This is a genomic window from Pseudomonas sp. GW456-L12, from assembly GCF_059424045.1.
Window position 1 is genome coordinate 217,452 of the sequence record NZ_JBWKZA010000009.1, and the last position, 25,691, is coordinate 243,142.

Sequence of the window (25,691 nt, forward strand, 5' to 3'; positions counted from 1 at the left end):
AGGGTTCAGGCTGCAGCCTTAGCCGATTCCTTCAACAGCTGAGCAACGCGCTCAGACGGTTGTGCACCAACGCTCAGCCAGTAGGCTACGCGCTCTTGGTTCACGGACAGGCGGACTTCTTGACCACGAGCGATCGGGTTGAAGAAGCCAACTTGTTCTTTGTGCGAACCGTCGCGTGGGTTACGGCTGTCGGTCACGGTCAAGTGGTAAAACGGGCGCTTTTTGGAGCCGCCAAGGGCAAGACGGATTGTTAGCATGTGAACATCGTTCCTGTAGTCGGTGCTGCAAATCTAAATGCACAGCGGGCATGGGTGCCCGAAAGGCCGCATATTCTAAGGAATATCCGGACTTTTGCAAATGACTTTTTCCGGCGCCTACCGGCTGCCATCCAGATTTGCTATAGGGCCGTTGGCAACAACGGCGAGTCAGCTCCCGCCAAACGCGGGTTTGCTGGAGGTCCCGCGTCCCCGCGGGAAACGCCGGCATGGCTGCCGGCGCGGATTCTTCAGATCTTCGGCATGCCGCCGCCGGGCAACATTCCACCCATGCCGCGCATCATTTTCGCCATCCCGCCCTTGGCGGAGAATTTCTTCATCATCTTCTGCATCTGCTTGTGCTGCTTGATCAAGCGACCGATGTCCTGCACCTGGGTGCCGGAACCCATGGCGATCCGACGCTTGCGCGAACCGCTGATCAGCTCGGGGTCGCGGCGCTCGGCCGGGGTCATGGAGTTGATGATGGCTTCCATCTGCTTGAACTGCTTCTCGGCCGCGCCCTGGGCATTGCCCATTTGCGCCAGGTTCACGCCACCGATATTCGGCAGCTTGTCCATCAGGCCACCGAGGCCGCCCATGTTCTTCATCTGTTGCAGCTGATCGCGGAAGTCTTCGAGGTCGAAGCCTTTGCCTTTTTTCAGCTTTTTCGCCAGCTTGTCGGCTTTTTCCTTGTCGAGGGTCTGTTCGGCCTGCTCGATCAGGCTGAGCACGTCGCCCATGCCGAGGATGCGCGAAGCGATACGCTCAGGGTGGAACGGTTCGAGCGCTTCGCTCTTCTCGCCCATACCGATGAACTTGATCGGCTTGCCGGTGATCGCACGCACCGACAGTGCAGCACCGCCACGGGCATCGCCGTCGACCTTGGTCAGGATCACGCCGGTCAGCGGCAGTGCGTCGCCAAAGGCCTTGGCCGTGTTGGCGGCGTCCTGGCCGGTCATGGCGTCGACCACGAACAGGGTTTCCACCGGCTTGACAGCCGCGTGCAACGCCTGGATCTCATCCATCATGTCGGCGTCGATGTGCAGACGACCGGCGGTGTCGACGATGACCACGTCGATGAACTTGAGCTTGGCTTCTTTAATAGCCGCTTCGGCGATCGCGACCGGCTTCTGGCTCAGGTCGGACGGGAAGAAGGTCACGCCAATGTCGTTGGCCAGGGTCTCGAGCTGCTTGATCGCCGCCGGACGGTAAACGTCGGCGGATACCACCATCACGCTCTTCTTCTTGCGCTCTTTAAGGAAGCGCGCGAGCTTGCCGGCGGTGGTGGTCTTACCGGCGCCCTGCAAACCGGCCATCAGCACGACGGCAGGCGGCACGGCGCTCAGGTTCAAATCTTCGTTGGCCGCGCCCATCAGGCTTTCGAGTTCGGCCTGGACGATCTTCACGAATGCCTGGCCCGGGGTCAGGCTGCGCGACACTTCAGTGCCGACCGCACGTTCCTTCACCGAGTTGACGAAGTCCTTGACCACCGGCAGGGCGACGTCGGCTTCGAGCAACGCCATGCGCACTTCGCGCAGGGTGTCTTTAATGTTGTCCTCGGTCAGCTTGGCCTTGCCGGTGACATGGCGCAGCGTCTGCGAGAGACGGTCGGTTAGGTTTTCAAACATGCGCGATCCTTTCAGGCCCTAAGTAGACCGAGGTAATGGCGGCTCGGGGCCCCTATATAAAGAGGTGCTCCGTGGGCAGGTCGCGGATTATAGCGAAGACTGCGTGCGACGCACAGCCGCCGTCTGGTTGCACGGTCTTTCGTGTGATGGCGGTTCTATGCCAAACTCAACGACTTTCGGGCTTGCCTAACAGGATTTATGCTCCCCTTGTCACCCAGCTTGCTAACCACCCTCGCCGCCGCCTGCCTCTATGCCGCTGCGACCCTCTATCAAGGCACTCGTCTGGCTCAAGCCGCCAAGACGAACAAGCGCCTGCTGGTCTCGCTCGGCATCCTTGCCCTGCTCGCCCACAGCGCCAGCCTCCTGACCCACCTGATGACGCCCGTGGGCCTGGGCCTGGACTTCTTCAGCGCCGCCAGCCTGATCGCCGCCGCGGTGATTGCCCTGACCCTGCTGGCCTGCTCGCGCATTCCGGTGGAGAACCTGCTGGTCCTGCTGTTTCCGCTGGGGGCGCTGACCGTGCTGCTGGCGCAGTTCGTGCCCACTGGCACGGTGCCGGTGATCGACGAAGAGCCAGGCATCCTCGCCCATATCCTGCTGTCGATCCTCGCCTACGGCATGTTCACCATCGCCGTGTTCCAGGCCCTGTTGCTGCTGGTGCAGGACCACCAGCTCAAGCACAAGCACCCGTCCGGGCTGATCAAGAACTTTCCGCCGCTGCAGACCATGGAAAGCCTGCTGTTCGGTTTCCTCTGGGCCGGCTGGACCCTGCTTTCGCTGTCGCTGATCTCCGGCTGGCTGTTCGTCGAGAACCTGTTCGCCCAGCACCTGGTGCACAAGACCCTGCTGGCCTGCCTGGCCTGGGTGGTGTTCAGCGTGCTGCTGTGGGGCCGCAACCGCCTCGGCTGGCGCGGACACAAGGCGATTCGCTGGACCCTGGCCGGCTTCTGCCTGCTGATGCTGGCGTACTTCGGCAGCAAGCTGGTCCGTGAATACATCCTGCATATCTGACGAGCGGCGATAATGGACAACCTGCCCATAGAGCCAATGCTCGTGGTCCTGGCCTTGCTGGTGCTGTGGTCGGGGCTGTTCACCGCCATCGAAGCCGCCCAGCAACACCTGCTGACCCTGCGCACCGCTTCGCGCTCCGGCGACAAACCGCTGGCGCGCCTGAGCTTCCCGCGCGACAGCCTGATTCTCTGCAACACCCTGTGCCGGGTGCTGGCGGTCATCATCAGTACCTTGCTGGCGCTCCTGCAGTGGGCGGAAAACGGCCCCTGGCTGGCCTGTCTGATCGCCACCAGCGTGTTGCTGGTACTCGCCGACTACCTCCCGCGCACCCTGGCCACCCGTTATCCGGATGCGATCCTCAGCCTGGGCAATACCCTGCTGGGCGTGCCGCTGAAGATCATCTACCCGGCGGCCTGGCTGCTCCACAGCATCAGCCAGCTGTTGCTGCGCCCCTTCACCCGCAAGGCCGGCGCCGTCAAGCAGAGCGAAGACGAGCAGGCTGTCGACCCGGACGACGCCGAAGAACATGCCAACGGCCGACCGCACCCGGTGTCGGGCATCCATGCCCTGGACAACATCACCGTCAATGACATCCTGGTGCCGCGCAGCGAGGTCGACGGGATCAACCTCGACGACCCCATCGCCGACATCATCGAACAGCTGCGCCTGTCCAAGCGCACCCGCCTGCCGGTGTTCCACAGCGATATCAACCAGGTCGAGGCGGTCCTCAACACCCGCCAGATCCGTCACCTGCTGCCGGATGCCAGCCTGACCCAGGAGGCGCTGCTGGCGGCCTGCCACGAACCTTACTTCGTGCCGGAAAGCACCCCGCTGCAGTTGCAACTGCTGAACTTCCACAAGCAGCAGCGCCGCCTGGGCATGGTGGTGGACGAGTACGGCGAAGTGCTGGGCATCGTCACCCTGGAAGACATCCTCGAAGAAATCGTCGGCGAATTCGAAAGCGAGCACAGCCTCGACAACCCGCATATCCATCCCCAGGCCGACGGACGTTTCGTGATCGAAGGCGCGGCCTCGATTCGCGAACTGAACAAGAGCCTGGGCTGGCACCTGCCCTGCGACGGCCCGAAAACCCTCAACGGCCTGGTCACCGAAGCGCTGGAGACCATTCCCGACAGCGCCGTTTGCCTGAAGATCGGCCGCTACCGCCTGGAAATCCTCGAAACCGAGGACAACCGGGTCAGTCGCGTACTGATCTGGCACACCAAGCCGCTCACCGCGCCCACCCTGTAGCCCTGTAGCCGCTGGCGCAGCCTGCGATCGACGGCGCAGCCGGCGCAAAACCTGCCAATACGCTGTATCAGACAGAACGCAGATACAGGGTTTGCGACCGATTCGCGGTCGATCGCAGCCTCGCAGGCTCGGCAGCGGCTACAGGGTTTCAAGTCCCGCTTGTTTGATCGTTAGGGGCCTTCCTATAATCGATCCGCTTACCCAAGCCCCGCAGCACCCGCGTGCTACCCGCACCCAGCGGCTTCTGCCCTGCTCCGCCCGCTTCTGGCAGGCTTCGCTCCCACCCCGAGCCGCGCCCGCGCCAAACCCACATCCCTGGGTGTTCGACCATAATAATTCGCTCCCATGGAGCACATGACTGTCAGGGATAACCGCATGACGACCAGCACCACTTACAGCGCCTCCGTGCCTGCCCAGCCGACCAACTCCGCCAGCCGCGTGGCCACCGCCAGCTTTATTGGCACCGCCATCGAGTTCTACGACTTCTACGTGTATGCCACCGCCGCCGCACTGGTGATCGGCCCGGTATTCTTCCCGCAGACGTCCGGCACCGCCCAGATGCTCTCGGCGTTCCTGACCTTCGGTATCGCTTTCCTCGCCCGCCCCCTGGGCTCGGCGCTGTTCGGCCACTTCGGCGATCGGATCGGCCGCAAGTCGACCCTGGTGGCATCGCTGCTGCTGATGGGCGTGTGCACCACGCTGATCGGCGTGCTGCCCGGCTATGACAGCATTGGCGCCTGGGCGCCGATCCTGCTGTGCCTGCTGCGCTTCGGCCAGGGCCTGGGGCTGGGCGGCGAATGGGGCGGCGCCGCGCTGCTCGCCACGGAAAACGCGCCCAAAGGCAAACGCGCCTGGTTCGGCATGTTCCCGCAGTTGGGACCATCAATCGGTTTTCTCGCGGCCAACGGCCTGTTCCTGCCCCTGGCCATGAGCCTGAGCGACGAACAGTTCCGCTCCTGGGGCTGGCGGATTCCGTTCCTGCTCAGCGCCGCCCTGGTGCTGGTCGGCCTGTATGTGCGCCTGAAACTGCATGAAACCCCGGTATTCGCCAACGCCATCGCCCGCCAGGAGCGGGTCAAGATGCCGCTGGTCGAGCTGTTCAGCCAGTACTGGCTGCCGGTGTTGCTGGGCGCTGCGGCGATGGTGGTGTGCTACGCGCTGTTTTACATCTCGACGGTGTTCTCGTTGAGCTACGGCGTCGCGACCCTCGGCTACAGCCGCGAAACCTTCCTCGGCCTGCTGTGCTTCGCGGTGCTGTTCATGGCCGCGGCCACGCCGCTGTCGGCCTGGGCCAGCGACCGTTATGGACGCAAGCCGGTACTGATCATCGGCGGCCTGCTGGCGATTCTCTCCGGCTTCACCATGGAACCGCTGCTGACCCAGGGCTCGACCTGGGGCGTGGCGCTGTTCCTGTGCATCGAGCTGTTCCTGATGGGCGTGACCTTCGCCCCGATGGGCGCCCTGCTACCCGAGCTGTTCCCGACCCACGTGCGTTATACCGGCGCATCGGCGGCCTATAACCTGGGCGGCATTGTCGGCGCCTCGGCGGCACCGTTCTTCGCCCAGAAGCTGGTGGCGATGGGGGGATTGAGTTGGGTTGGCGGCTATGTGTCGGCGGCAGCGGTGCTCAGCCTGATCGCTGTGCTGTGCCTGAAGGAAACGCGCAATAACGACCTGAACCAGGTCGCCTGAAAGAATGCTTCGCGAGCAAGCTCGCTCCTACAGGTTCAGCGCAACCCTTGTAGGAGCGAGCGGGCGGCGATCCGACTTGCCGCGATGTTTTTTACAGCTCTACAACGACCGCCTGGGAAGCGCGGGTCGCCTTGGCCCGCGCGGCCTCGATCGACTCGTCGCGCGCCAGGGCCACGCCCATGCGGCGCTGGCCGTTGACTTCGGGCTTGCCGAACAGGCGCAGGGCCGTATCCGGCTCGCTCAGGGCCGCGCCCAGGTTGGCGAAAGCGGTCTGGGTCGACTGGCCTTCCACCAGGATCACCGCCGAAGCGGACGGGCCGAACTGACGGATCAACGGAATCGGCAGGCCAAGAATCGCCCGCGCATGCAGGGCGAACTGCGGCAGGTCCTGGGAAATCAGGGTCACCAGGCCGGTGTCATGGGGACGCGGCGACACTTCGCTGAACCAGACCTGGTCGCCCTTGATGAACAGCTCGACGCCGAACAGGCCTCGGCCACCCAGGGCCTCGGTCACGGCCTTGGCCACGCGCTCGGACTCGGCCAGGGCTTTCGGGCTCATGGCCTGAGGCTGCCAGGACTCCTGATAATCACCCTTCTCCTGACGGTGGCCGACCGGCGCGCAGAAGGTGGTGCCGCCAACATGGCGCACGGTCAGCAGGGTGATTTCGTAATCGAAATCGATGAAACCTTCGATGATCACCCGACCCTTGCCGGCACGCCCGCCTTCCTGGGCGTAGTCCCAGGCCTTCTGCACGTCGTCGACGCTGCGCAGCAGGCTCTGGCCCTTGCCCGAGGAACTCATCACCGGCTTGACCACGCAAGGGAAGCCCAGGTCGTCCACCGCCTTGCGGTAGTCTTCGAAGGTGTCGGCGAAGTGGTAAGGCGAGGTCGGCAGGTCCAGTTCTTCGGCGGCCAGGCGACGGATGCCTTCACGGTTCATGGTCAACTGGGCGGCCCGGGCGGTCGGGATTACGGTGAACCCTTCGGACTCCAGCTCCACCAGGGTGGCGGTGGCGATGGCTTCGATCTCCGGCACGATGAAGTGCGGCTTCTCCGCCTCGATCACTGCGCGCAGCGCGGCACCGTCGAGCATGTTGATCACATGGCTGCGATGGGCGACCTGCATCGCCGGCGCATTGGCGTAGCGATCCACGGCAATCACCTCAACGCCCAGGCGTTGCAGCTCGATCACCACTTCCTTGCCCAACTCACCACAGCCACACAGCAAAACGCGGGTCGCGGTTGGCGACAATGGAGTTCCGATACGGGTCATCTGAAGGTCCTCAAAAAGGAGCGGATCATCGAGGGTCGCGCACCAGGCGGGCGGCCCATGGGGAAGAAAGCGCGGCATTTTACATGAACCGCGCGCTTTGGCCTCAGCTGGCGCACGCCGCCTTGCGCAAACGCCAGGCCATGGCCAGCCAGACCACGGTCACGCCGGCGAACTTCGACCCCAGCGCCGTGAGGATCACGCCCGGGGTCAAGGCGTCTATCAGGCCGAAAAAGATAAAGGTGTCCAGGGGAATGCTCAACGCCGAACTTATCCACAGGCGGTCGTGCAGTGGGCGCTTGGTGATACTGAACACCAGCCAGTCGATGCACTCGGAGACCGCGAACGCCGTGGCGCTGGCCAGGGCGATGGCCGGGTCGGAGGTCACGTAGGACAGTACCAGCGCCACCAGCATGGCGACGAGTGCGCCATGACCGAAGCGGGTTTGCACCATGTCCCGCAGGACGAACACCAGCCCGCCCCAGGCCGACCAGATGATGTCCAGGTGCGGAGCGGTAGAAAAAGCGTAGTTGATCAGTACGACACTGCCGATATAGGCGATCAGGAAGAGCATGGGGCGAAAAGTACCTGTCAGTAAGGCGCACAGGGTACTTCAGGCGGATGGGATGGGCCAGACGGGGGCTGGCCCGAGATAGCCGTCTAGCCGGACTGGGTGCCGATCATCCACAGCACCCCGCTGGACTTGGCGCGCTCATGACACAGCGCCAGCACCTCACGGCGCTCGGCGTTGTCCATGCGGCTCCAGCGGGTGATCTCGCTCACCGTGCGCTGGCAACCGGTGCAGATATCGTCATCGTCCAGCGCGCAAATGCTCACGCAGGGCGAACGGACGGGTTTTTCGGGTTCGGTCATTGTTCTTGCTCGGCCAGATCGCGGGCGTAACGCTGGGAATTATGCACATAGTGCGCGGCGCTGGCTTCGAGCATCTTCTTCTGCTGCTCGGTCAGTTCACGGACCACCTTGCCCGGCGAGCCCATCACCAGCGAACCGTCGGGGATCTCCTTGCCTTCGCCGATCAGCGAGTTGGCGCCGATGATGCAGTTCTTGCCGATCTTCGCGCCGTTGAGAATCACCGCATTGATGCCGATCAGGCTGTAGTCGCCGACGGTGCAGCCATGCAGCATGGCGTTGTGGCCAATGGTCACGCCGGTGCCGATGGTCAGCGGAAAGCCCATGTCGGTATGCATCACCGTGCCATCCTGCACGTTGCTGTTCCTGCCGATCAGGATCAGCTCGTTGTCGCCACGCAGCACCGCGTTGAACCAGACGTTAGCCCCCTCCTCCAGCTTGACCTTGCCCACCAGCGTGGCATTGGGTGCGACCCAGCTTTGCGGGTGGGTTTCGACACGGGCGTCGCCCAGGCGGTATTTCATATTGTTGTCCTCAAGGCCAGGCAGGTTCATATACACAGTGGGGTTCAGGCCATACGAGCGATGGCTTCAAATATTGATAAAGCTTTTGGGCGGCTGGTGCAGGCTGATCTGGGCGTCATACAGCAGGTTGATCAGCTCGACGATCATGATCGCCGTCAGGCCCCAGATCTTGTACTCGCCGAAGCGGTAGCTCGGCACGTACCAGCTGCGGCCCTGATAATCGATGCGGTGGGTATGCTCGCGCGGGTCCTGGCGGAAAAACTCCAGCGGCACGCTGAACACCGCGGCGATCTCGGCGTCATTGGCCAGGTATTCGACGTAATCGGGAATCACCCCGACATAGGGCGTGACCTTGATCCCGTGCAGGGAAATCAGCGGGCTCAGGGGGCCGATCACTTCCACCAGCCCCGGGGGCAGGCCGATTTCCTCTTCGGCTTCGCGCAGGGCGGTAAAAACCAGGTCGGGGTCTTCCGGGTCGCGGCGGCCGCCGGGGAACGCCACTTCGCCGCCGTGGGTGGACAATCCTTTGGCGCGCAGGGTCAGCACCAGCTCAGGCTCGTCACTGCGGGTAATGGGCACCAGCACGGCGGCCTCGGGGAAACGTCGATCCGTCTCCAGCGGTCGCGGCGTATGGTTGCTTACCCGGTGCAGTAGCTCGTCCAGCATGAGTCTTCTCGATCTGTCGACTACCTTGCATCATGCACCAAACAAACCGACCGCCCAAGCCCCGATCCACGCCATGTCGCGTAACGACAACTTGCCGACAAAGCCCCGTGCACGCCAAGATAGGTGCAGCCTTTTCGGATACCCAGCATGAAATTCTGCAGCCAGTGCGGTCACCCGGTCACCCAACGCATTCCCGAAGGCGATTCGCGCCTGCGTTTTGTCTGCGACAACTGCCAGACCATCCATTACCAGAACCCGAACATAGTCGCCGGCTGCCTGCCTACCTGGGGTACCCAGGTGCTGCTGTGTCGACGCGCGATCGAGCCGCGTCGTGGCTACTGGACGCTGCCGGCCGGTTTCATGGAGAACGGCGAGACCGTCGAACAGGCGGCGATTCGCGAGACGTTCGAGGAGGCCTGCGCCCGGGTCCGCAACCTGAGCATCTATACCCTGATCGACGTCCCGCACATCAGCCAGGTGCATGTCTTCTTCCGCGCCGAGCTGGCGGACCTGGATTTCGCCGCTGGCGCAGAGAGCCTGGAAGTCCGGCTTTTCGAAGAAGCCGACATTCCCTGGTCCGAGCTGGCTTTTCGCACGGTCGGGCGTACCTTAGAATGTTTCTTCGCTGACCGGCGGAACGAGCAATACCCCGTGCGTTCCGAGTCCATTCCGCCCCTGGCTCAGCCTGCCCTCACTTAAACAACAAAACGTACGCGGCACCTGTGTACTCTTAGGGATATCGTTTCATGCGCTGGTTGCTCGCTCTTTTCTGCTACTCGGTTATCGCGGTCTCCCACGCCTCCGCGACGGATACCCTGAACGGCAAGGTCATTGAAAAAGTCCTGGTCCTCAAGTCGGCCCATCAGTTGCAACTGATCAACGACGGCAAACCCATCAAGACCTACCGCATTTCCCTGGGTAAACGCCCCAAGGGGCCGAAGCTCATGGAAGGCGACAAGCGCACTCCGGAAGGCTTCTACTGGCTGGACTGGCGCAAGACCAGCGACCGCTTCAACCTGGCCATGCATATCTCCTACCCAAACATCAGCGATTCCGCCCGCTCGCGCCGCGAGGGCGTGGAGCCCGGCGGCATGATCATGATCCACGGTACCCCGGACAGCGAAGACTACCCGGAGCAGTACTTCCATACCCTGGACTGGACCGACGGCTGCATCGCCATGCGCAACGTCGACATGCGCGAAGTCTGGGGCCTGGTCCCGGACGGCACGATGATCGAAATCCGCCCCTGATTCCTCGATGAAACGCCGCTAAAACATCTCCGTTACAAAAAAAATCGCAGGCCGCGCCGGCTTCGAAAGGTGAATACCAATTCCCGTTCGAAAAACCGCCGCCCCTGCGATTTTCGCATTCACGGCCAGACCGCCCTAATACCACTTCCCCAAACCATCCCCGCCAACGCCCATAAAGCGCCTGTTTTCGTGCGTCACCGTCACACTACTGGCGTTGACATGGTATTTAAGTGGTATTAGTTTTTGCCACATTACCGGGCGACAACAAACCAATAACGCATCGGAATCTCGACAGATGAACCACATCCTGGCCCTGCGCCCTGACGATACCCAGCCGACCCCGCTGTACCTGCAACTGGCGCGCAACCTTGAAGCCGCGATCCATGCCGGCCAGTGGAAAGCCGAACAGGCCTTGCCCTCGGAACGCAACCTGAGCGAGATGCTCAATATTTCCCGCGTCACCGCGCGCAAGGCCCTGGAAGTGCTGTTCGAACAAGGCCTGATCCGCCGCAGCCAGGGCTCCGGCACCTTCATTACCCCGCGCCTGGAACAACCGCTGTCGCGGCTATCGGGCTTCAGCGAAATGCTCCGCCTCAAGGGCTTCGTGCCCGGTTCCCAATGGCTGGAGCGGGAAATCACCACGCCGACCCACGAAGAACTGATCCGCCTCGGCCTGTCGCCGAACGACAAGGTGGCGCGCCTCAAGCGCCTGCGCAAAGCCGACGACACGGTGATGGCGATCGAAATGAGCACCCTGCCGGCCACGATCATTGCCCAGCCGGATGCCGTGGGCGACTCGCTCTACGCCTACCTCGATGGCATCGGCCGCCCGGTGGTCCGTGCCCTGCAGCACATCCAGGCGATCAACGCCAGCGCCGAGTTCGCCGCCCTGGTGGGCATCGCCCCCGGCACCGCGATGCTGCTGATGACCCGTGTCGGCTACCTCGAGGACAACACCCCGATCGAAGTCACCGACACCTATTGCCGCAACGACTATTACGACTTTGTCGCCGAGCTGCGTCGCTGAGCCTGGCCGCCGAGTCGCCAAGAATCCGTCCCAGAGAGCTGCCCATGTCCGAACACAACATCCTCACCCCGCAAGGCTGGATTCGCGGCCGCCTGAACCACCGGGACGGCAAGGTCACCGGCATCGAAGGCAGCCCCTGCGACCCGGCGGACAACGACCTGCCCTACCTGCTGCCGGGCTTCATCGACCTGCATGTGCACGGCGGCGGCGGCAAGGACATCATGGAAGGCGCCCCGGCGTTCGAGACCATCACCCGCACCCACGTGCGTTTTGGCACCACCTCGCTGCTGGCCACTACCATGACCGCACCGACCGAGGAGATCACCCGGGTCCTGGGCGCCATGGGCGAATACTGCGAACAGCGCCCCAGCGGCAGCGCCCGGGTACTCGGTGTGCACCTGGAAGGCCCGTACATCAACCCGGGCAAGCTCGGTGCCCAGCCCAATTTCGCCCACACCGCGCTGATGGCCGAAGTCGAGGCATACCTGCGCCTGGCGCCGATCCGGGTGATCACCATCGCCCCGGAAATCGCCGGCCATGACGCGCTGATCCGTGCCCTCAGCGCCCGCGGCATCCGCATGCAGATCGGCCACACCCTGGGCAGCTATGAGGAAGGCGTGGCCGCGCTCGACGCCGGGGCCACCAGCTTCACCCACCTGTACAACGCCATGAGCCCGCTGCATCACCGCGAGCCCGGCATAGTCGGTGCCGCCCTGGCCCACGCCCAGTACGCGGAACTGATCCCCGACCTGCTGCACGTGCACCCCGGCGCCATGCGCGTGGCCCTGCGCTCGATCCCCTGCCTGTACTGCGTCACCGACTCCACCGCGGCGGCCGGCATGCCGGACGGCGAATACAAGCTCGGCAGCCACACCGTGACCAAATGCCTGGGCGGCGTGCGCCTGCCGGACGGCACCCTGGCCGGCAGCACCCTGACCATGGACCAGGCCTTGCGCAACCTGGTGAAGATCGGCCTGCCCCTGGCCGAGGCTTCGCAACGCTTGTCACAGTTTCCCGCCGATTATCTCGGCCTGGCCGAACGCGGGCGCTTGCAGGTCGGCAGCTGGGCCGACTGCGTGTGCCTGGACCGCTCACTCACACTGACCGCCGTGATGGTCGAAGGAGAAGACATTGACTTCAAAAATGCTTGAAGAGGCGCTGTCCGCCGCCGCGGCCGTCGAAGGCCAGTTGCAGCACCTGGACCCGCAACTGATCGAGGTGGCCGGGCGCCTGAACCGCCAGCCGCCGCAAGTGGTGATGACCGTCGCCCGCGGCAGCTCCGACCATGCCGCCAGCTATTTCGCCTACCTGACCATGCAGCAGCTGGGTTTCCCGGTCGCGTCCCTGCCGATGTCGGTGGTGACCATGCAACAGGCGCCGCTGCGGGTCAGCGGCCAGGCGGCGTTCGCCTTTTCCCAGTCCGGGCAAAGCCCCGACCTGGTCAACAGCATGCGCCTGCTGCGCAAACGCGGGGCCTTGAGCGTGGCCATGGTCAACGCCCAGGACACTCCGCTGGAAGCCGCCAGCGAGTTCTGCCTGCCGCTGCACGCCGGCGCCGAACGCAGCGTGGCGGCAACCAAGAGCTTTATCGCCACCCTCAGCGCCAGCGCCCGCCTGATCGCTCACTGGAAACAGGACGCGCAGTTGCTGGAAGCCGGCCTCGTCCTGCCCCAGGGCCTGCGCGAAGCCGCGACCCAGGACTGGAGCCCGGCCGTCGAGGCCTTGCGCGATAGCCAACGGTTGATGGTGATCGGCCGTGGCGCCGGTTTCGCCATCGCCCAGGAAGCGGCGCTGAAACTCAAGGAAACCTCGGCGATCCAGGCCGAAGCCTTCAGCAGCGCGGAAGTTCGCCACGGCCCGATGGCGCTGATCGGCGACAACTACCCGCTGCTGGTGTTCGCCCCACGGGGAGCGGAGCAGGCCGGCCTGATCAGCCTCGCCGCCGACATGCGCCAGCGTGGCGCCCGGGTGCTGCTGGCGGCGCCGGACGACATCGTCGAACGCGACCTGACCCTGGGACGGGCCGAACACCCGGCCCTCGATCCGATCCTGGCGATCCAGAGTTTCTACGGCATGGCCGCAAGCCTTGCCGAGGCCCGGGGCATGGACCCGGACCAGCCACGGCACCTGAGCAAAGTGACCCGCACCCACTGAGCCTTTCCTTCAACGGATGAGTACTGCGCCATGCACAACAACAATAAAGACCTGACGCTCGGCGCTCCCTTGAGCGGCCCGGTGCTCACCCTCGCCAGGGTGCCCGACCTGGTGTTTTCCAGCGGCGCCATGGGCGACGGGATCGCCATCGACCCGCTGAACAACACCCTGCACGCCCCCTGCGCCGGCGTGGTGGTGCATGCCGCCCGCACCGGCCACGCGGTAACCCTGCGCGCCGACAATGGCGCGGAACTGCTGCTGCACCTGGGCCTGGACACCGTCCAGCTGCAAGGCGAGGGTTTCTCCATGCTGGTGCAGGAAGGCGCCCGGGTCAGCAGCGGCCAGGCCCTGCTGCGCTTCGATCTCGACCAGGTCGCGCGCAACAGCAAAAGCCTGATCAGCCTGATGATCCTGACCAACGGCGAACACTTCCAGACCCTGCCCATCACCCTGAAATCGGTGAAAGTCGGCGAACCGCTGCTGCACATCGTTCCACGCGCGGCCAACACGGCCCAGGCGGAAGCGGGTGACACCTCGACCGACGAGGTGGAAGGCCAGACCCGGGTCAATCATCGTGGCGGCCTGCATGCCCGGCCGGCCGCGCTGATACGCCAGACCGCCCAGGGCTTCAGCAGCAAGGCGCACCTGCATTTCAACGGCAAGTCGGCGTCCTGCGACAGCCTGGTCAGCCTGATGGGACTGGGGGTCGGCGAGCAGGACGAGGTGCGGGTCAGTTGCCAGGGCAAGGACTGCAAGGCCGCCCTGCTGGCGCTGCTGGACGCCCTCGCCACCCCGCTGGCCGAAGACACCCATGCCGCGGCGCCAGCGGTGAAGGCCGTCGCGCCCCAGCGCCCCGCCGAAGCCGGGGTGATCCAGGGCGTCTGCGCCGCCCCCGGGCTGGTCTGCGGGCCACTGTTTCACCTGACCGCCATGACCCTGCCCGAAGACAGCGGCGGTCACCCGCCACAGGAACAACTGCTGGCGCTGGACCTGGCCCTGGACAAGGTTCGCAGCGACATTCGCGGCACCCTGGACCACGCCCGGCAACGCAAGGACAATCAGGAAGAAGCGATCTTCGCCGCCCATCTGGCCCTGCTCGAAGACCCGGCGCTGCTGGATGCCGCCCGCCAGAGCATCGGCCAGGGACGCGCCGCCACCCACGCCTGGAGCGACGCCATCGGCGAACAGTGCGAGATCCTGCTGCAACTGGGCAATGCCCTGCTCGCCGAACGCGCCAACGACCTGCGCGACCTGCAACAGCGGGTCCTGCGCGCCCTGCTCGGCGAGGCCTGGCATTACCAGTTGCCGGCCGGCGCCATAGTCGCGGCCCACGAGCTGACCCCGTCCGACCTGCTGCAACTGAGCGAGCAAGGCGCTGCCGGCCTGTGCATGGCGGCCGGCGGCGCCACCTCCCACGTGGCGATCCTTGCGCGCGGCAAGGGACTGCCCTGCCTGGTGGCCCTGGGCTCGGAGCTTCTCGATGTGCCGCAAGGCCAGCAGGTGGTGCTGAATGCCGACCACGGGCGCCTGGAACTGACGCCGGACAGCACGCGTATCGAACAGGTCCGGCAGAGCCATCTGTTCCGTCAGCAACGCCGCGAGCAACAACAGCAACAGGCCCAACTGCCGGCCAGGACCCTCGACGGCCAGGCGATCGAGGTCGCCGCCAATGTCGCCTCCAGCCAGGAAGCCCAGGGCGCCCATGCCAACGGTGCCGATGGCGTCGGCCTGCTGCGTACCGAGTTTCTGTTTGTCGACCGGCATACCGCCCCCGACGAACAGGAGCAGCGCCTGGCTTATCAGGCTGTGCTCGACGCCATGGGCGACAAGTCGGTGATCATCCGCACCATCGACGTGGGCGGCGACAAGCAACTGGACTACCTGCCGCTACCGGTGGAAGCCAACCCGGTGCTGGGCCTGCGCGGCATTCGCCTGGCCCAGGCCCGCCCGGAACTGCTCGACCAGCAACTGCGGGCCCTGCTGCAGGTCAGCCCGCTGCAACGCTGCCGCATCCTGCTGCCGATGGTCAGCGAGCTCGATGAACTGCTGCATATCCGCGAACGCATCGATTGCCTGTGCGCCGAGCTGGGGATCAGCCAGCGCCCGGAGCTGGGGGTGATGATCGAAGTCCCGGCCGCCGCCCTGCTCGCCGAGCAACTGGCCGAATACGCCGACTTCCTCTCCATCGGCACCAACGATCTGTCGCAATACACCCTGGCCATGGACCGTGACCATGCCGGCCTGGCCGCCCGGGTCGATGCGCTGCACCCGGCGTTGTTGCGACTGATCGCCCAGACCTGCGCCGGCGCGGCCAGGCATGGGCGCTGGGTCGGCGTGTGCGGCGCACTGGCCTCCGACCCGCTGGCGACGCCGGTGCTGATCGGCCTGGGGGTCAGCGAGCTGTCGGTGAGCCCACCGCAAGTGGGCGAAATCAAGGAGCGGGTCCGCCAACTGGACGCTGCGCAATGCCGACGCCTCAGCCATGACCTGCTGAACCTGAGCAGTGCCTCGGCGGTGCGTCATGCCTGCCACCAACACTGGCCCCTGAGCTGAATAACAAGAACACCGGGAGACACGCCATGTACCAATTATTCATCGAAGGCCTGCAGCGCCTGGGCCGCGCCCTGATGCTGCCGATCGCGATCCTGCCGATCGCCGGCCTGCTGCTGCGCCTGGGCGACACCGACCTGCTGAACATCGCGATCATCCACGATGCCGGCCAGACCATCTTCGCCAACCTGGCGCTGATCTTCGCCATCGGCATCGCCGTGGGCTTCGCCAAGGACAACAACGGCACAGCCGGCCTGGCCGGGGCCATCGGCTACCTGGTGATGGTCGCGACCCTCAAGGTGCTCGATGCCAGTATCAACATGGGCATGCTCGCCGGGATCATCAGCGGCCTGCTGGCCGGTGCCCTGTACAACCGCTTCAAGGACATCAAGCTGCCGGAATACCTGGCGTTCTTTGGCGGGCGGCGCTTCGTGCCGATTGTCACCGGCTTCAGCGCCGTCGGCCTGGGGGTGGTGTTCGGCCTGATCTGGCCGCCGATCCAGCACGGCATCAACAGCTTCGGCCAGTTGCTGATGGAAAGTGGCAGCCTCGGCGCCTTCGTTTTCGGCGTGTTCAACCGCCTGCTGATCATCACCGGCCTGCATCACATCCTGAACAACATGGCCTGGTTCATTTTCGGCAGCTTTACCGACCCGGCCACCGGCGCCGTGGTCACCGGCGACCTGACCCGCTACTTCGCCGGCGACCCCAAGGGCGGCCAGTTCATGACCGGCATGTTCCCGATGATGCTGTTCGGCCTGCCGGCGGCGTGCCTGGCCATGTACCGCAATGCACTGCCGGAGCGGCGCAAGGTGATGGGCGGGATTTTCCTGTCGATGGCCCTGACCTCGTTCCTGACCGGGGTCACCGAGCCGATCGAATTCGCCTTCATGTTCCTCGCCCCCATGCTGTACCTGGTGCATGCCCTGCTGACCGGCCTGTCCATGGCCCTGACCAACCTGCTGAACATCCACCTGGGCTTCACCTTTTCCGGCGGCGCCATCGACATGGCCCTCGGCTGGGGCCGCTCGACCAACGGCTGGCTGGTGTTCCCGGTGGGCCTGCTGTACGCGGTGATCTACTACCTGGTGTTCGACTTCTGCATCAAACGCTTCAACCTGAAAACCCCGGGCCGCGAAGACACCCCGGGCACCGAAAAAGCCACCATGACCAACAATCAGCGCGCCGGTGCCTATATCCAGGCCCTGGGCGGCGCGGATAACCTGATAACCGTCGGTGCCTGCACCACCCGCCTGCGCCTGGAACTGGCCGACCGCAGCAAGGCATCGGACAGCGCCCTCAAGGCCCTTGGCGCCATGGCCGTGGTGCGTCCCGGCAAGGGCGGCAGCCTGCAGGTGGTGGTCGGCCCGCTGGCCGACAGCATCGCCGATGAAATCCGCCTGGCCATGCCCAGCGGCGGCAAGCCACTGGAACAGCCAGGCCCTGCCGCCGCCTTCGAAGCACCGCCAGCGGTGAGCATTGCGCCCCAGGAAGCCGTGAAATGGCTGGACGCCTTCGGTGGCAGCGACAATGTGCTGCAACTGGACTGCGTGGCCATGACCCGCCTGCGGGTGCAACTGGGCGACAACAAGGCGCTGTCGGAATGCCAGCTGAAGAACCTCGGCTGCCAGGGTTCCAGCCAGCTCGACGATGGTGTCTGGCACCTGCTGATCGGGGAAAAGGCCGCGAGCCTGAGCCAAGCCCTGGATAGCCTGATCAACCGCAGCGAGGTCAGCGCCAAGGTCTGACCCTCTCCTGCCGGAGAGCAGGCACAAAAAAGCCCGCTGACCGTTACCGGTTCAGCGGGCTTTTTCATGGGCGGGGCCTTAGAAGTCTTCCAGACGCCAGACTTCATAAGCCGGTGTCTCGTAGGGATGGCTCTGCTTGAGGGCCATCACCACGCTACGGATCAACTCGTCGGCCACCACCAGCTCGACTTTCCATTCCTGCACCTGCTCGACCAGGCCGGTCTGCCCGAGAAACGGCTGGCTGCCGTCCAACGGGCGAAACTGGCCCTGGCCCAGCACCTGCCACGCGCACTGGTCGTAAGCGCCGATCCGTCCGCCACCGGCGGCGAATACGGCGTTCTTGACCACATCCACGTGGCTGGGCGGGACGAAAAAGCTGAGCTTGTACACGGGTCTTAGTTCACCCACACGCGAGCGTTACGGAACATGCGCATCCACGCCGCATCTTCGTTCCACTCTTCCGGACGCCAGGAGTTCTGCACGGCGCGGAATACCCGCTCAGGGTGCGGCATCATGATGGTGACGCGGCCGTCGCGGCTGGTCAGGCCAGTGATCCCGCGCGGCGAGCCGTTCGGGTTGGCCGGGTAGCTTTCGGTGACCTTGCCGTGGTTGTCGACGAAACGCAGGGCCACACAACCGGACAGGTCGGCTTCAAGCAGCGCTTCTGCGCTTTCGAATTCCGCATGGCCTTCGCCGTGGGCGATGGCGATCGGCATACGCGAACCGGCCATGCCCTGCAGGAAGATCGAGTTCGACTCCTGGACCTGGACCATCGCCACACGGGCCTCGAACTGCTCGGACCGGTTGCGCACGAAGTGCGGCCAGAACTCGCTGCCCGGGATCAGCTCGTGCAGGTTGGACATCATCTGGCAACCGTTGCACACGCCGAGGGTGAAGGTGTCGCTGCGCTCGAAGAAGCCCTGGAAGGCGTCGCGGGCACGGCTGTTGAACAGTGCCGACTTGGCCCAGCCCTCGCCGGCGCCGAGTACGTCGCCGTAGGAGAAGCCGCCGCAGGCGACCATGCCCTTGAAGTCGTTCAGGTCGACGCGACCGGCGAGGATGTCGCTCATGTGCACGTCGATCGCGTTGAAGCCGGCACGGTCGAACGCCGCGGCCATTTCCACCTGGCCGTTGACGCCCTGCTCGCGCAGCACGGCAACCTGGGGACGCACGCCTTTCTTGATGTAAGGCGCGGCGATGTCCTGGTTGACGTCGAAGCTCAGCTTGACGCTCAGGCCCGGGTTGTCTTCTTCCAGCAGGACGTCGAATTCCTGCTCGGCGCAGTCGGCGTTGTCCCGCAGGCGCTGGATCTGGTAGCTGGTTTCAGCCCACTGGCGCTGCAACAGGCGACGCTCGCCGGCGAAGATATTCTCGCCGTTGAAGGTGATGTTGATATGGCCGTTGTTGACCGGCTGGCCGATCACCGCCACGCAGTCGCCCAGGCCGGCGGCGCTGAACTGCGCAAGCACATCCGGGGTTGCGTCCTGGCGCACCTGGATCACCGCACCCAGCTCTTCGTTGAACAGGATGGCGGCAATCTCGGCCGAGCTCTCGGCCAGGGCGTCGAGGTTCAGGTTCAGGCCGCAGTGACCGGCGAAGGCCATTTCCACCACGCTGGTCAGCAGGCCACCGTCGGAACGGTCGTGGTAAGCCAGCAGGTGACCGTCGGCGTTGAGGCCCTGGATCACCGCGAAGAAGGCTTTCAGGTCTTCGGCGTCATCGACGTCCGGGGCCTCCTTGCCGAGCTTGCCGTGCACCTGGGCGAGGATCGAGGCGCCCATGCGGTTCTGGCCACGACCGAGGTCGATCAGGACCAGATCGGTGGTGCCCTTGTCCATGCGCAGTTGCGGGGTCAGGGTCTGGCGGATGTCCGCCACAGGCGCGAAACCGGTCACGATCAGCGACATCGGCGAGGTCACGGTTTTTTCTTCGCCGTTGTCGTTCCAACGCGTGGCCATGGACATCGAGTCCTTGCCCACTGGAATGGTGATGCCCAGCTCAGGGCACAGCTCCATGCCGACCGCTTTCACGGTGTCGTACAGCCGTGCGTCTTCGCCCGGGTGGCCGGCGGCGGACATCCAGTTCGCCGACAGCTTGATGTCGGAGATCTTGTTGATGCGCGACGCGGCAATGTTGGTCAGGGTTTCGCCGATGGCCATGCGGCCCGACGCCGGGGCGTCCAGCAGCGCCAGCGGAGTACGCTCGCCCATGGCCATGGCTTCACCGGTGTAGACGTCGAAACTGGTGGCGGTGACGGCCACGTCGGCCACCGGAACCTGCCATGGGCCGACCATTTGGTCACGGGCCACCAGGCCGGTGATGGTGCGGTCGCCGATGGTGATCAGGAAGCTTTTGCTCGCGACGGCCGGGTGATGCAGGACGCGCTCGATGCTTTCGCCGATGTCGAGGTTCGACGGGTCGAAATCGTCGCCCAGCTCGGCTTCGCGAACCACCGAACGGTGCATGCGCGGCGCCTTGCCCAGCAGCACTTCCAGTGGCATGTCCACCGGGCTGTTGCCGAAGTGGCTGTCCGTGACAGTCAGATGCGGTTCGGCGGTGGCTTCACCGACGACGGCAAACGGGCAACGCTCACGTTCGCAGATGGCCTGGAAGCGCTCGAAGTCGGCCGGGCCGACGGCCAGAACGTAGCGTTCCTGGGATTCGTTGCTCCAGATTTCGTGCGGGGCCATGCCCGGCTCGTCGTTTGGAATGTTGCGCAGTTCGAAACGGCCACCGCGGTCGCCGTCGTTGACCAGTTCCGGGAAGGCGTTGGACAGACCGCCCGCGCCAACGTCGTGGATGAAGCTGATCGGGTTCTTGTCGCCCAGCTGCCAGCAACGGTCGATGACTTCCTGGCAACGACGCTCCATTTCCGGGTTTTCACGCTGAACGGAAGCGAAGTCCAGATCCGCCGAGCTGGTGCCGGTGGCCATGGAGGAAGCGGCGCCGCCACCCAGGCCGATGAGCATCGCCGGGCCACCGAGGACGATCAGCTTGGAGCCAACGACGATCTCGCCTTTCTTGACGTGCTCTTCGCGAATGTTGCCCATGCCGCCGGCCAGCATGATCGGCTTGTGGTAACCACGAACCTCGTCACCGTGCGGGGTGGCGATCGACTGTTCGAAGGTACGGAAGTAGCCGGTCAGGGCCGGACGACCGAATTCGTTGTTGAACGCGGCGCCGCCCAGCGGGCCTTCGATCATGATGTCCAGCGCGGTGACAATGCGCTCAGGCTTGCCGTACGGCACTTCCCACGGCTGTTCGAAGCCCGGGATCTGCAGGTTGGATACGGTGAAACCGGTCAGGCCGGCCTTTGGCTTGGCGCCACGCCCGGTTGCACCTTCATCGCGGATCTCGCCACCGGAACCGGTGGATGCGCCCGGGAACGGGGCGATGGCGGTCGGGTGGTTGTGAGTCTCGACCTTCATCAGGATGTGCACCGGCTCCTGCACCGCGCCGTACTGGCGGGTTTCAGGGTTCGGGAAGAAACGGCCGGCGACATTGCCGACGATCACCGAGGCGTTGTCCTTGTAAGCCGACAGCACACCTTCGTTGTGCATCTGATAGGTGTTCTTGATCATGCCGAACAGGCTTTTTTCCTGGCTCTGGCCGTCGATGTCCCAACTGGCGTTGAAGATCTTGTGACGGCAGTGCTCGGAGTTGGCCTGGGCGAACATCATCAGTTCGATGTCATGCGGGTTGCGCTTGAGGCCCTGGAAGGCGTTGACCAGGTAATCGATTTCGTCTTCGGCCAGGGCCAGGCCCAGTTCGGTGTTGGCCTGTTCCAGCGCGGCGCGGCCACCACCGAGGATATCGATGGCGGTCAGCGGCTTCGGCGTGGCATGGCTGAACAGGCCGGCAGCCTGCTCCAGGTTGCCCAGCACAATCTGGGTCATGCGGTCGTGCAGAGTGTCGGCGATCAACTGCGCTTGCGCGTCGCTGAATTCACCGGCCACATAGAAGGCAATGCCGCGCTCCAGGCGCTGGATCTTGCTCAGGCCACAGTTGCGGGCGATATCGCTGGCCTTGCTCGACCATGGCGAGATGGTGCCGAAACGCGGCAGCACCAGGAACAGACGACCGGTAGGTTCTTGCACCGGTACGCTTGGGCCGTACTTCAGAAGGCGCGCAAGCACCTGCTGTTCGTCGCCGGTCAGGACGCCGGTAACTTCGGCGAAGTGAGCGAATTCAGCATACAGGCCACTGACAGCTGGAACCTTCTGGCTCAGTTGCTCAAGGAGTTTGCTGTGGCGAAAGGCAGAAAGGGCAGGAGCGCCGCGCAGGATCAACATCTTCGGGACAGCCTCGGGAAGGGGGGTGTGCTTTGAGGCCGTGCATTCTAGCGTAAACCGCCCGCGACGGCACCCGAAACGGCACGCCCGAGCGCGGCCAGACGTCGGCCCGCGCGCAGCACCCTGTGACAAAGGCTCGTCAGGACCATTCAGCAGGGTTATTTCACCCCTCTCCACAGGCCCCGAAGGCCCATTCCCGAGGGCTCTGGCCGGGGGCTGGAACCTCTAGCAGACAAGCCCTTCGCTGTCGAGATATGGCGGTTGTTGTCCTTTGCGTATACTGCGCAGATGTTTTCCCCTATGGCTTTACGTCCGCGCTGTGCCCGATGGCTCATCGCAACCGGACTCTTCCTGATGCTCAGTGCCTGCGTTGAGAAACCCAGCACGCTCGAGCGAGTAAAGGAGGATGGCGTGCTGCGGGTGGTCACCCGTAACAGCCCGGCCACCTACTTTCAGGATCGCAACGGTGAAACCGGCTTCGAATACGAGCTGGTGAAACGTTTCGCCGATGACCTGGGGGTGACGCTGAAGATCGAAACCGCGGACAACCTCGACGACCTCTTCGACCAGCTGGGTAAACCTAACGGCCCGGTGCTGGCTGCTGCCGGTCTGGTCAGCAGCGAGAAACGCAAGCAGCAAGTCCGGTTTTCCCACACCTATCTGGAAGTCACCCCGCAGATCATCTACCGCAACGGCCAGTCCCGCCCCACCGATGCGGGCGATCTGGTCGGCAAGAAGATCATGGTGCTCAAGGGCAGCACCCACGCCGAACAACTGGCCGCACTCAAGCTGAAATACCCCGGCATTCAATACGAAGAGTCCGACGAGGTCGAAGTGGTCGACCTGCTGCGCATGGTCGACGAGGGGCAGATCGACCTGACCCTGGTGGATTCCAACGAAGTGGCGATGAACCAGGTGTATTTCGCCAATATCCGCGTGGCCTTCGACCTTGGCGATGCCAGCAACCAGAGCTGGGCCGTGGCCGCCGGCGAAGACAACAGCCTGCTCAACGAAATCAACGCCTTCCTCGACAAGGTGCAGAAGAACGGCACCCTGCAGCGCCTGAAGGACCGTTATTACGGGCATGTGGACGTCCTGGGTTATGTCGGCGCCTACACCTTTGCCCAGCACCTGCAACAGCGCCTGCCCAAATACGAGAAGCACTTCAAGGCCTCGGCCAAGGAAGAAAAGGTCGACTGGCGCCTGCTGGCGGCCATCGGTTACCAGGAATCCTTGTGGCAACCGAGCGTCACCTCCAAGACCGGCGTGCGCGGCCTGATGATGCTGACCCAGAACACCGCCCAGGCCATGGGCGTGTCCAACCGCCTGGACGCCAAGCAAAGCATCCAGGGCGGCGCCAAGTACCTGGCGTACATGAAGGATCAGCTGGACGACAAGATCGAAGAGCCGGACCGCACCTGGTTCGCTCTCGCCGCCTATAACGTCGGCAGCGGCCATCTGGACGACGCCCGCAAGCTGGCGCAAAAGGAAGGGCTGAACCCGAACAAGTGGCTGGACGTGAAGAAGATACTGCCGCGTCTCTCGCAGAAGCAGTGGTACAGCAAGACCCGCTATGGCTACGCCCGGGGCGGCGAGCCGGTGCATTTCGTCGCCAACATCCGTCGCTACTACGACATCCTGACCTGGGTTACGCAGCCGCAGCTGGAAGGCGACCAGGTGGCCGAGGGCAACCTGCACGTGCCGGGCGTGGACAAGACCAAGCCGACCCAGGAAACCCCGCCGCTTTAAACCCTCTGTCGTAACCGCTGCCGAAAGCTGCGACAGGCCCACAGGGCCTGGACAACCGTAAAATCGCCACGACCGTTCCGGTCGATCGCAGCCTGCGGCAGCGGCTACAGAGTCTCCGTCAGGCCTTGGCCGCCGCCAGGATCAGCGCCTTCATCTCCGCCACTGCGCCTTTGAAGCCGACGAACAGCGCATGGGCCACCAGCGCATGGCCGATGTTCAACTCGTTGATGCCCTTGATCGCCGCGACCGCCTCGACGTTGTGGTAATGCAGGCCGTGGCCGGCATTGACGATCAGGCCCTGGCCCAGGCCGAAAGCCACGCCGTCGGCCACACGCCGCAGTTCCTCGGCCACCTCGCTCGGCGTTTCGGCATCGGCATAACGCCCGGTGTGCAGCTCGATGGCGGGCGCGCCCACGCGGCGAGAGGCAGCGATCTGCCGCTCATCGGCGTCGATGAACAGCGACACTTCGGCGCCGATCTTCGACAGCCGCTCTACCGCCGCCTTGATCCGCGCTTCCTGCCCGGCGACATCCAGGCCGCCTTCGGTGGTCAGCTCCTGGCGGGTTTCCGGAACCAGGCAGATGTGCGCCGGACGGATGCGCTCGGCGAACGCCATCATTTCCTCGGTGACGCCCATCTCGAAGTTCATGCGGGTTTGCAGCACGTCCTTGAGCAGCAGCACGTCGCGCTCCTGGATGTGCCGGCGGTCCTCGCGCAGGTGCACGGTGATGCCGTCGGCCCCCGCCTCTTCCGCGTCCAGCGCCGCCTTGACCGGATCAGGGTAACGGGTGCCCCGGGCCTGACGCAGGGTGGCTACGTGGTCGATATTCACGCCAAGAAGAATGCGATTGCTGGTGGTCACGGAAGCGCTCCTGAGGAGTTAGAGATTCGGTGCACAGCATATAGTGTCCGCTGGCGAAAATAACTGCCGGCTTTCGGTCGCACGAGCAAGCCAGGCCGGGTTCGAGCGTATTGGCGCAATGGGACGACTAGGGCTTGCGAAACAACTCGCGACTGACCAAGGGCCGACCGCCCAGGTGCACCGCCAGGGCCTGGCGCATCAGGCGCTTGGCCGCCGCCAGCGCGCCGGGGGCGCTCCAGTCGGCTTGCGCCATGGCCAGCAGCTCGGTGCCGTTGAACAGGCCTGGTTGCAACAGGTGAACCTGCTCCAGACCAGCATCCACCTGCAGGCGGTACATGCCCTGCGCCTCAATCGGCGCGCCGTGGATATCCATGTCCAGGGCGAAGCCGTAGCCCAGGTCGTCCAGCAGGCGCCATTCGAACGCGCGCAGCAAGGGCTCAAGGGCCCTGCCCTCGGCCAACGCCAGCAAGGTTGCCGCATAGTGCTCGAAGATCGCCGGATGCGGGTCTTCGGCGGGCAGCAGGCGGATCAGCAGCTCGTTGAGGTAAAGACCACTGAACAGCGCTTCGCCGTTGAGCCAGGTGGAGGTTCCCGCGCTTTCCATGCGCCCGACGTTTTTCAGCTCGCCGCGCCCACGAAATTCGACTTCCAGCGGCACGAACGGCCGCGCCAGGGTCCCGGCCTTGCCCCGCGCGCCGCGCAACACCGCGCGCAGCCGCCCCTGGGGCGTGAGGAAGTCCACCAATGCACTGCTCTCGCGATAGGCGCGACTGTGCAGGACATAAGCGGGCTGGCTGATGGGAGCGTTACTGGACATAGGTGTCGGGGGATCTCAAGGCTTGAGAAAGTGACAGGTCCACGGGAAGGTTCGTTGAACCTTTATCGCCAGCGGC

22 protein-coding genes are annotated in these 25,691 nt (G+C 64.4%); 11 read left to right on the forward strand and 11 right to left on the reverse strand.

Annotated features, from left to right (window positions below; genetic code table 11):
- Window positions 1-5 precede the first annotated feature (5 nt).
- Both rpsP and ffh read right to left on the reverse strand, forming a co-directional pair.
- Entirely contained in the window at window positions 6-257 is a 252-nt protein-coding gene (gene rpsP / locus AC07Y9_RS14740; RefSeq protein ID WP_007927680.1) for a 30S ribosomal protein S16, read from the reverse strand.
- A 248-nt stretch (window positions 258-505) separates the two neighbouring features.
- Complete coding sequence (ffh, locus tag AC07Y9_RS14745) at window positions 506-1,882, reverse strand: signal recognition particle protein (protein WP_007927681.1); 1,377 nt, start codon at window positions 1,880-1,882, stop codon at window positions 506-508.
- Between the two features lie 198 nt (window positions 1,883-2,080).
- On the opposite strand from ffh, the gene AC07Y9_RS14750 reads away from it, so the two are divergent.
- The 3 genes from AC07Y9_RS14750 to AC07Y9_RS14760 all read left to right on the forward strand — a co-directional run bounded on the left by AC07Y9_RS14750 (window position 2,081) and on the right by AC07Y9_RS14760 (window position 5,836).
- Window positions 2,081-2,893 (forward strand): cytochrome C assembly family protein, encoded by an 813-nt coding sequence (locus AC07Y9_RS14750; RefSeq protein WP_007927682.1) that lies wholly within the window; start codon window positions 2,081-2,083, stop codon window positions 2,891-2,893.
- A 12-nt stretch (window positions 2,894-2,905) separates the two neighbouring features.
- Window positions 2,906-4,144 carry a transporter associated domain-containing protein gene (locus AC07Y9_RS14755; protein WP_102679290.1) on the forward strand — a complete coding sequence of 413 codons (1,239 nt, stop codon included), beginning with the start codon at window positions 2,906-2,908 and terminating at the stop codon, window positions 4,142-4,144.
- Window positions 4,145-4,519: 375 nt separating this feature from the next.
- Window positions 4,520-5,836 (forward strand): MFS transporter, encoded by a 1,317-nt coding sequence (locus AC07Y9_RS14760; protein ID WP_102679291.1) that lies wholly within the window; start codon window positions 4,520-4,522, stop codon window positions 5,834-5,836.
- Between the two features lie 91 nt (window positions 5,837-5,927).
- Here AC07Y9_RS14760 and purT read toward each other — a convergent pair whose 3' ends face one another.
- The 5 genes from purT to AC07Y9_RS14785 all read right to left on the reverse strand — a co-directional run bounded on the left by purT (window position 5,928) and on the right by AC07Y9_RS14785 (window position 9,166).
- On the reverse strand, window positions 5,928-7,109 hold the full coding sequence (gene purT, locus AC07Y9_RS14765) for a formate-dependent phosphoribosylglycinamide formyltransferase (RefSeq protein ID WP_102679292.1): 1,182 nt from the start codon (window positions 7,107-7,109) through the stop codon (window positions 5,928-5,930).
- A 103-nt stretch (window positions 7,110-7,212) separates the two neighbouring features.
- Window positions 7,213-7,680 carry a VUT family protein gene (locus AC07Y9_RS14770; protein WP_053259746.1) on the reverse strand — a complete coding sequence of 156 codons (468 nt, stop codon included), beginning with the start codon at window positions 7,678-7,680 and terminating at the stop codon, window positions 7,213-7,215.
- An 86-nt stretch (window positions 7,681-7,766) separates the two neighbouring features.
- Window positions 7,767-7,979 (reverse strand): DUF1289 domain-containing protein, encoded by a 213-nt coding sequence (locus AC07Y9_RS14775; RefSeq protein WP_007927703.1) that lies wholly within the window; start codon window positions 7,977-7,979, stop codon window positions 7,767-7,769.
- Window positions 7,976-8,500: a gamma carbonic anhydrase family protein gene (locus AC07Y9_RS14780; RefSeq protein ID WP_007927713.1), complete on the reverse strand. Its 525-nt coding sequence runs from the start codon at window positions 8,498-8,500 to the stop codon at window positions 7,976-7,978. Before AC07Y9_RS14780 ends, AC07Y9_RS14775 begins: the two co-directional genes overlap by 4 nt.
- Before the next feature lie 66 nt (window positions 8,501-8,566).
- Window positions 8,567-9,166 (reverse strand): CoA pyrophosphatase, encoded by a 600-nt coding sequence (locus tag AC07Y9_RS14785; RefSeq protein ID WP_007927715.1) that lies wholly within the window; start codon window positions 9,164-9,166, stop codon window positions 8,567-8,569.
- 147 nt (window positions 9,167-9,313) lie between these two features.
- On the opposite strand from AC07Y9_RS14785, the gene AC07Y9_RS14790 reads away from it, so the two are divergent.
- The 7 genes from AC07Y9_RS14790 to nagE all read left to right on the forward strand — a co-directional run bounded on the left by AC07Y9_RS14790 (window position 9,314) and on the right by nagE (window position 17,895).
- A complete protein-coding gene (locus tag AC07Y9_RS14790) occupies window positions 9,314-9,865 on the forward strand; it encodes an NUDIX hydrolase (protein WP_102679293.1) in 552 nt (183 codons plus the stop codon).
- A 47-nt stretch (window positions 9,866-9,912) separates the two neighbouring features.
- Complete coding sequence (locus tag AC07Y9_RS14795; RefSeq protein WP_007927719.1) at window positions 9,913-10,416, forward strand: L,D-transpeptidase family protein; 504 nt, start codon at window positions 9,913-9,915, stop codon at window positions 10,414-10,416.
- A gap of 295 nt (window positions 10,417-10,711) precedes the next feature.
- Window positions 10,712-11,443 (forward strand): GntR family transcriptional regulator, encoded by a 732-nt coding sequence (locus AC07Y9_RS14800; protein ID WP_009042314.1) that lies wholly within the window; start codon window positions 10,712-10,714, stop codon window positions 11,441-11,443.
- Between the two features lie 44 nt (window positions 11,444-11,487).
- Entirely contained in the window at window positions 11,488-12,594 is a 1,107-nt protein-coding gene (nagA, locus tag AC07Y9_RS14805) for an N-acetylglucosamine-6-phosphate deacetylase (RefSeq protein ID WP_087091336.1), read from the forward strand.
- The gene (locus tag AC07Y9_RS14810) at window positions 12,575-13,597 is read left to right on the forward strand and encodes an SIS domain-containing protein (RefSeq protein ID WP_102679294.1); all 1,023 of its coding nucleotides are present in this window, start codon (window positions 12,575-12,577) and stop codon (window positions 13,595-13,597) included. Before nagA ends, AC07Y9_RS14810 begins: the two co-directional genes overlap by 20 nt.
- Window positions 13,598-13,627: 30 nt before the next feature.
- Window positions 13,628-16,150, forward strand: coding sequence for a phosphoenolpyruvate--protein phosphotransferase (gene ptsP, locus AC07Y9_RS14815; RefSeq protein WP_102679295.1), 2,523 nt, complete (start codon window positions 13,628-13,630; stop codon window positions 16,148-16,150).
- Window positions 16,151-16,176: 26 nt separating this feature from the next.
- On the forward strand, window positions 16,177-17,895 hold the full coding sequence (gene nagE / locus AC07Y9_RS14820; RefSeq protein ID WP_102679296.1) for an N-acetylglucosamine-specific PTS transporter subunit IIBC: 1,719 nt from the start codon (window positions 16,177-16,179) through the stop codon (window positions 17,893-17,895).
- A gap of 78 nt (window positions 17,896-17,973) precedes the next feature.
- On the opposite strand, the gene AC07Y9_RS14825 is transcribed toward nagE, so the two are convergent.
- Together AC07Y9_RS14825 and purL are read right to left on the reverse strand one after the other, a co-directional pair.
- Window positions 17,974-18,285, reverse strand: a complete 312-nt coding sequence (locus AC07Y9_RS14825; protein WP_007927731.1) for a YqfO family protein — start codon at window positions 18,283-18,285, stop codon at window positions 17,974-17,976.
- Between the two features lie 5 nt (window positions 18,286-18,290).
- Complete coding sequence (gene purL, locus AC07Y9_RS14830; RefSeq protein ID WP_102679297.1) at window positions 18,291-22,187, reverse strand: phosphoribosylformylglycinamidine synthase; 3,897 nt, start codon at window positions 22,185-22,187, stop codon at window positions 18,291-18,293.
- Window positions 22,188-22,475: 288 nt separating this feature from the next.
- On the opposite strand from purL, the gene mltF reads away from it, so the two are divergent.
- Window positions 22,476-23,936 carry a membrane-bound lytic murein transglycosylase MltF gene (gene mltF / locus AC07Y9_RS14835; protein WP_102679298.1) on the forward strand — a complete coding sequence of 487 codons (1,461 nt, stop codon included), beginning with the start codon at window positions 22,476-22,478 and terminating at the stop codon, window positions 23,934-23,936.
- A 118-nt stretch (window positions 23,937-24,054) separates the two neighbouring features.
- Here the strand turns inward: mltF and pdxJ are convergent, their stop codons facing one another.
- Both pdxJ and recO read right to left on the reverse strand, forming a co-directional pair.
- Window positions 24,055-24,798: a pyridoxine 5'-phosphate synthase gene (gene pdxJ, locus AC07Y9_RS14840; RefSeq protein WP_007932164.1), complete on the reverse strand. Its 744-nt coding sequence runs from the start codon at window positions 24,796-24,798 to the stop codon at window positions 24,055-24,057.
- Window positions 24,799-24,925: 127 nt separating this feature from the next.
- Window positions 24,926-25,615, reverse strand: a complete 690-nt coding sequence (recO, locus tag AC07Y9_RS14845) for a DNA repair protein RecO (RefSeq protein ID WP_102679299.1) — start codon at window positions 25,613-25,615, stop codon at window positions 24,926-24,928.
- Between the last annotated feature and the right edge of the window lie 76 nt (window positions 25,616-25,691).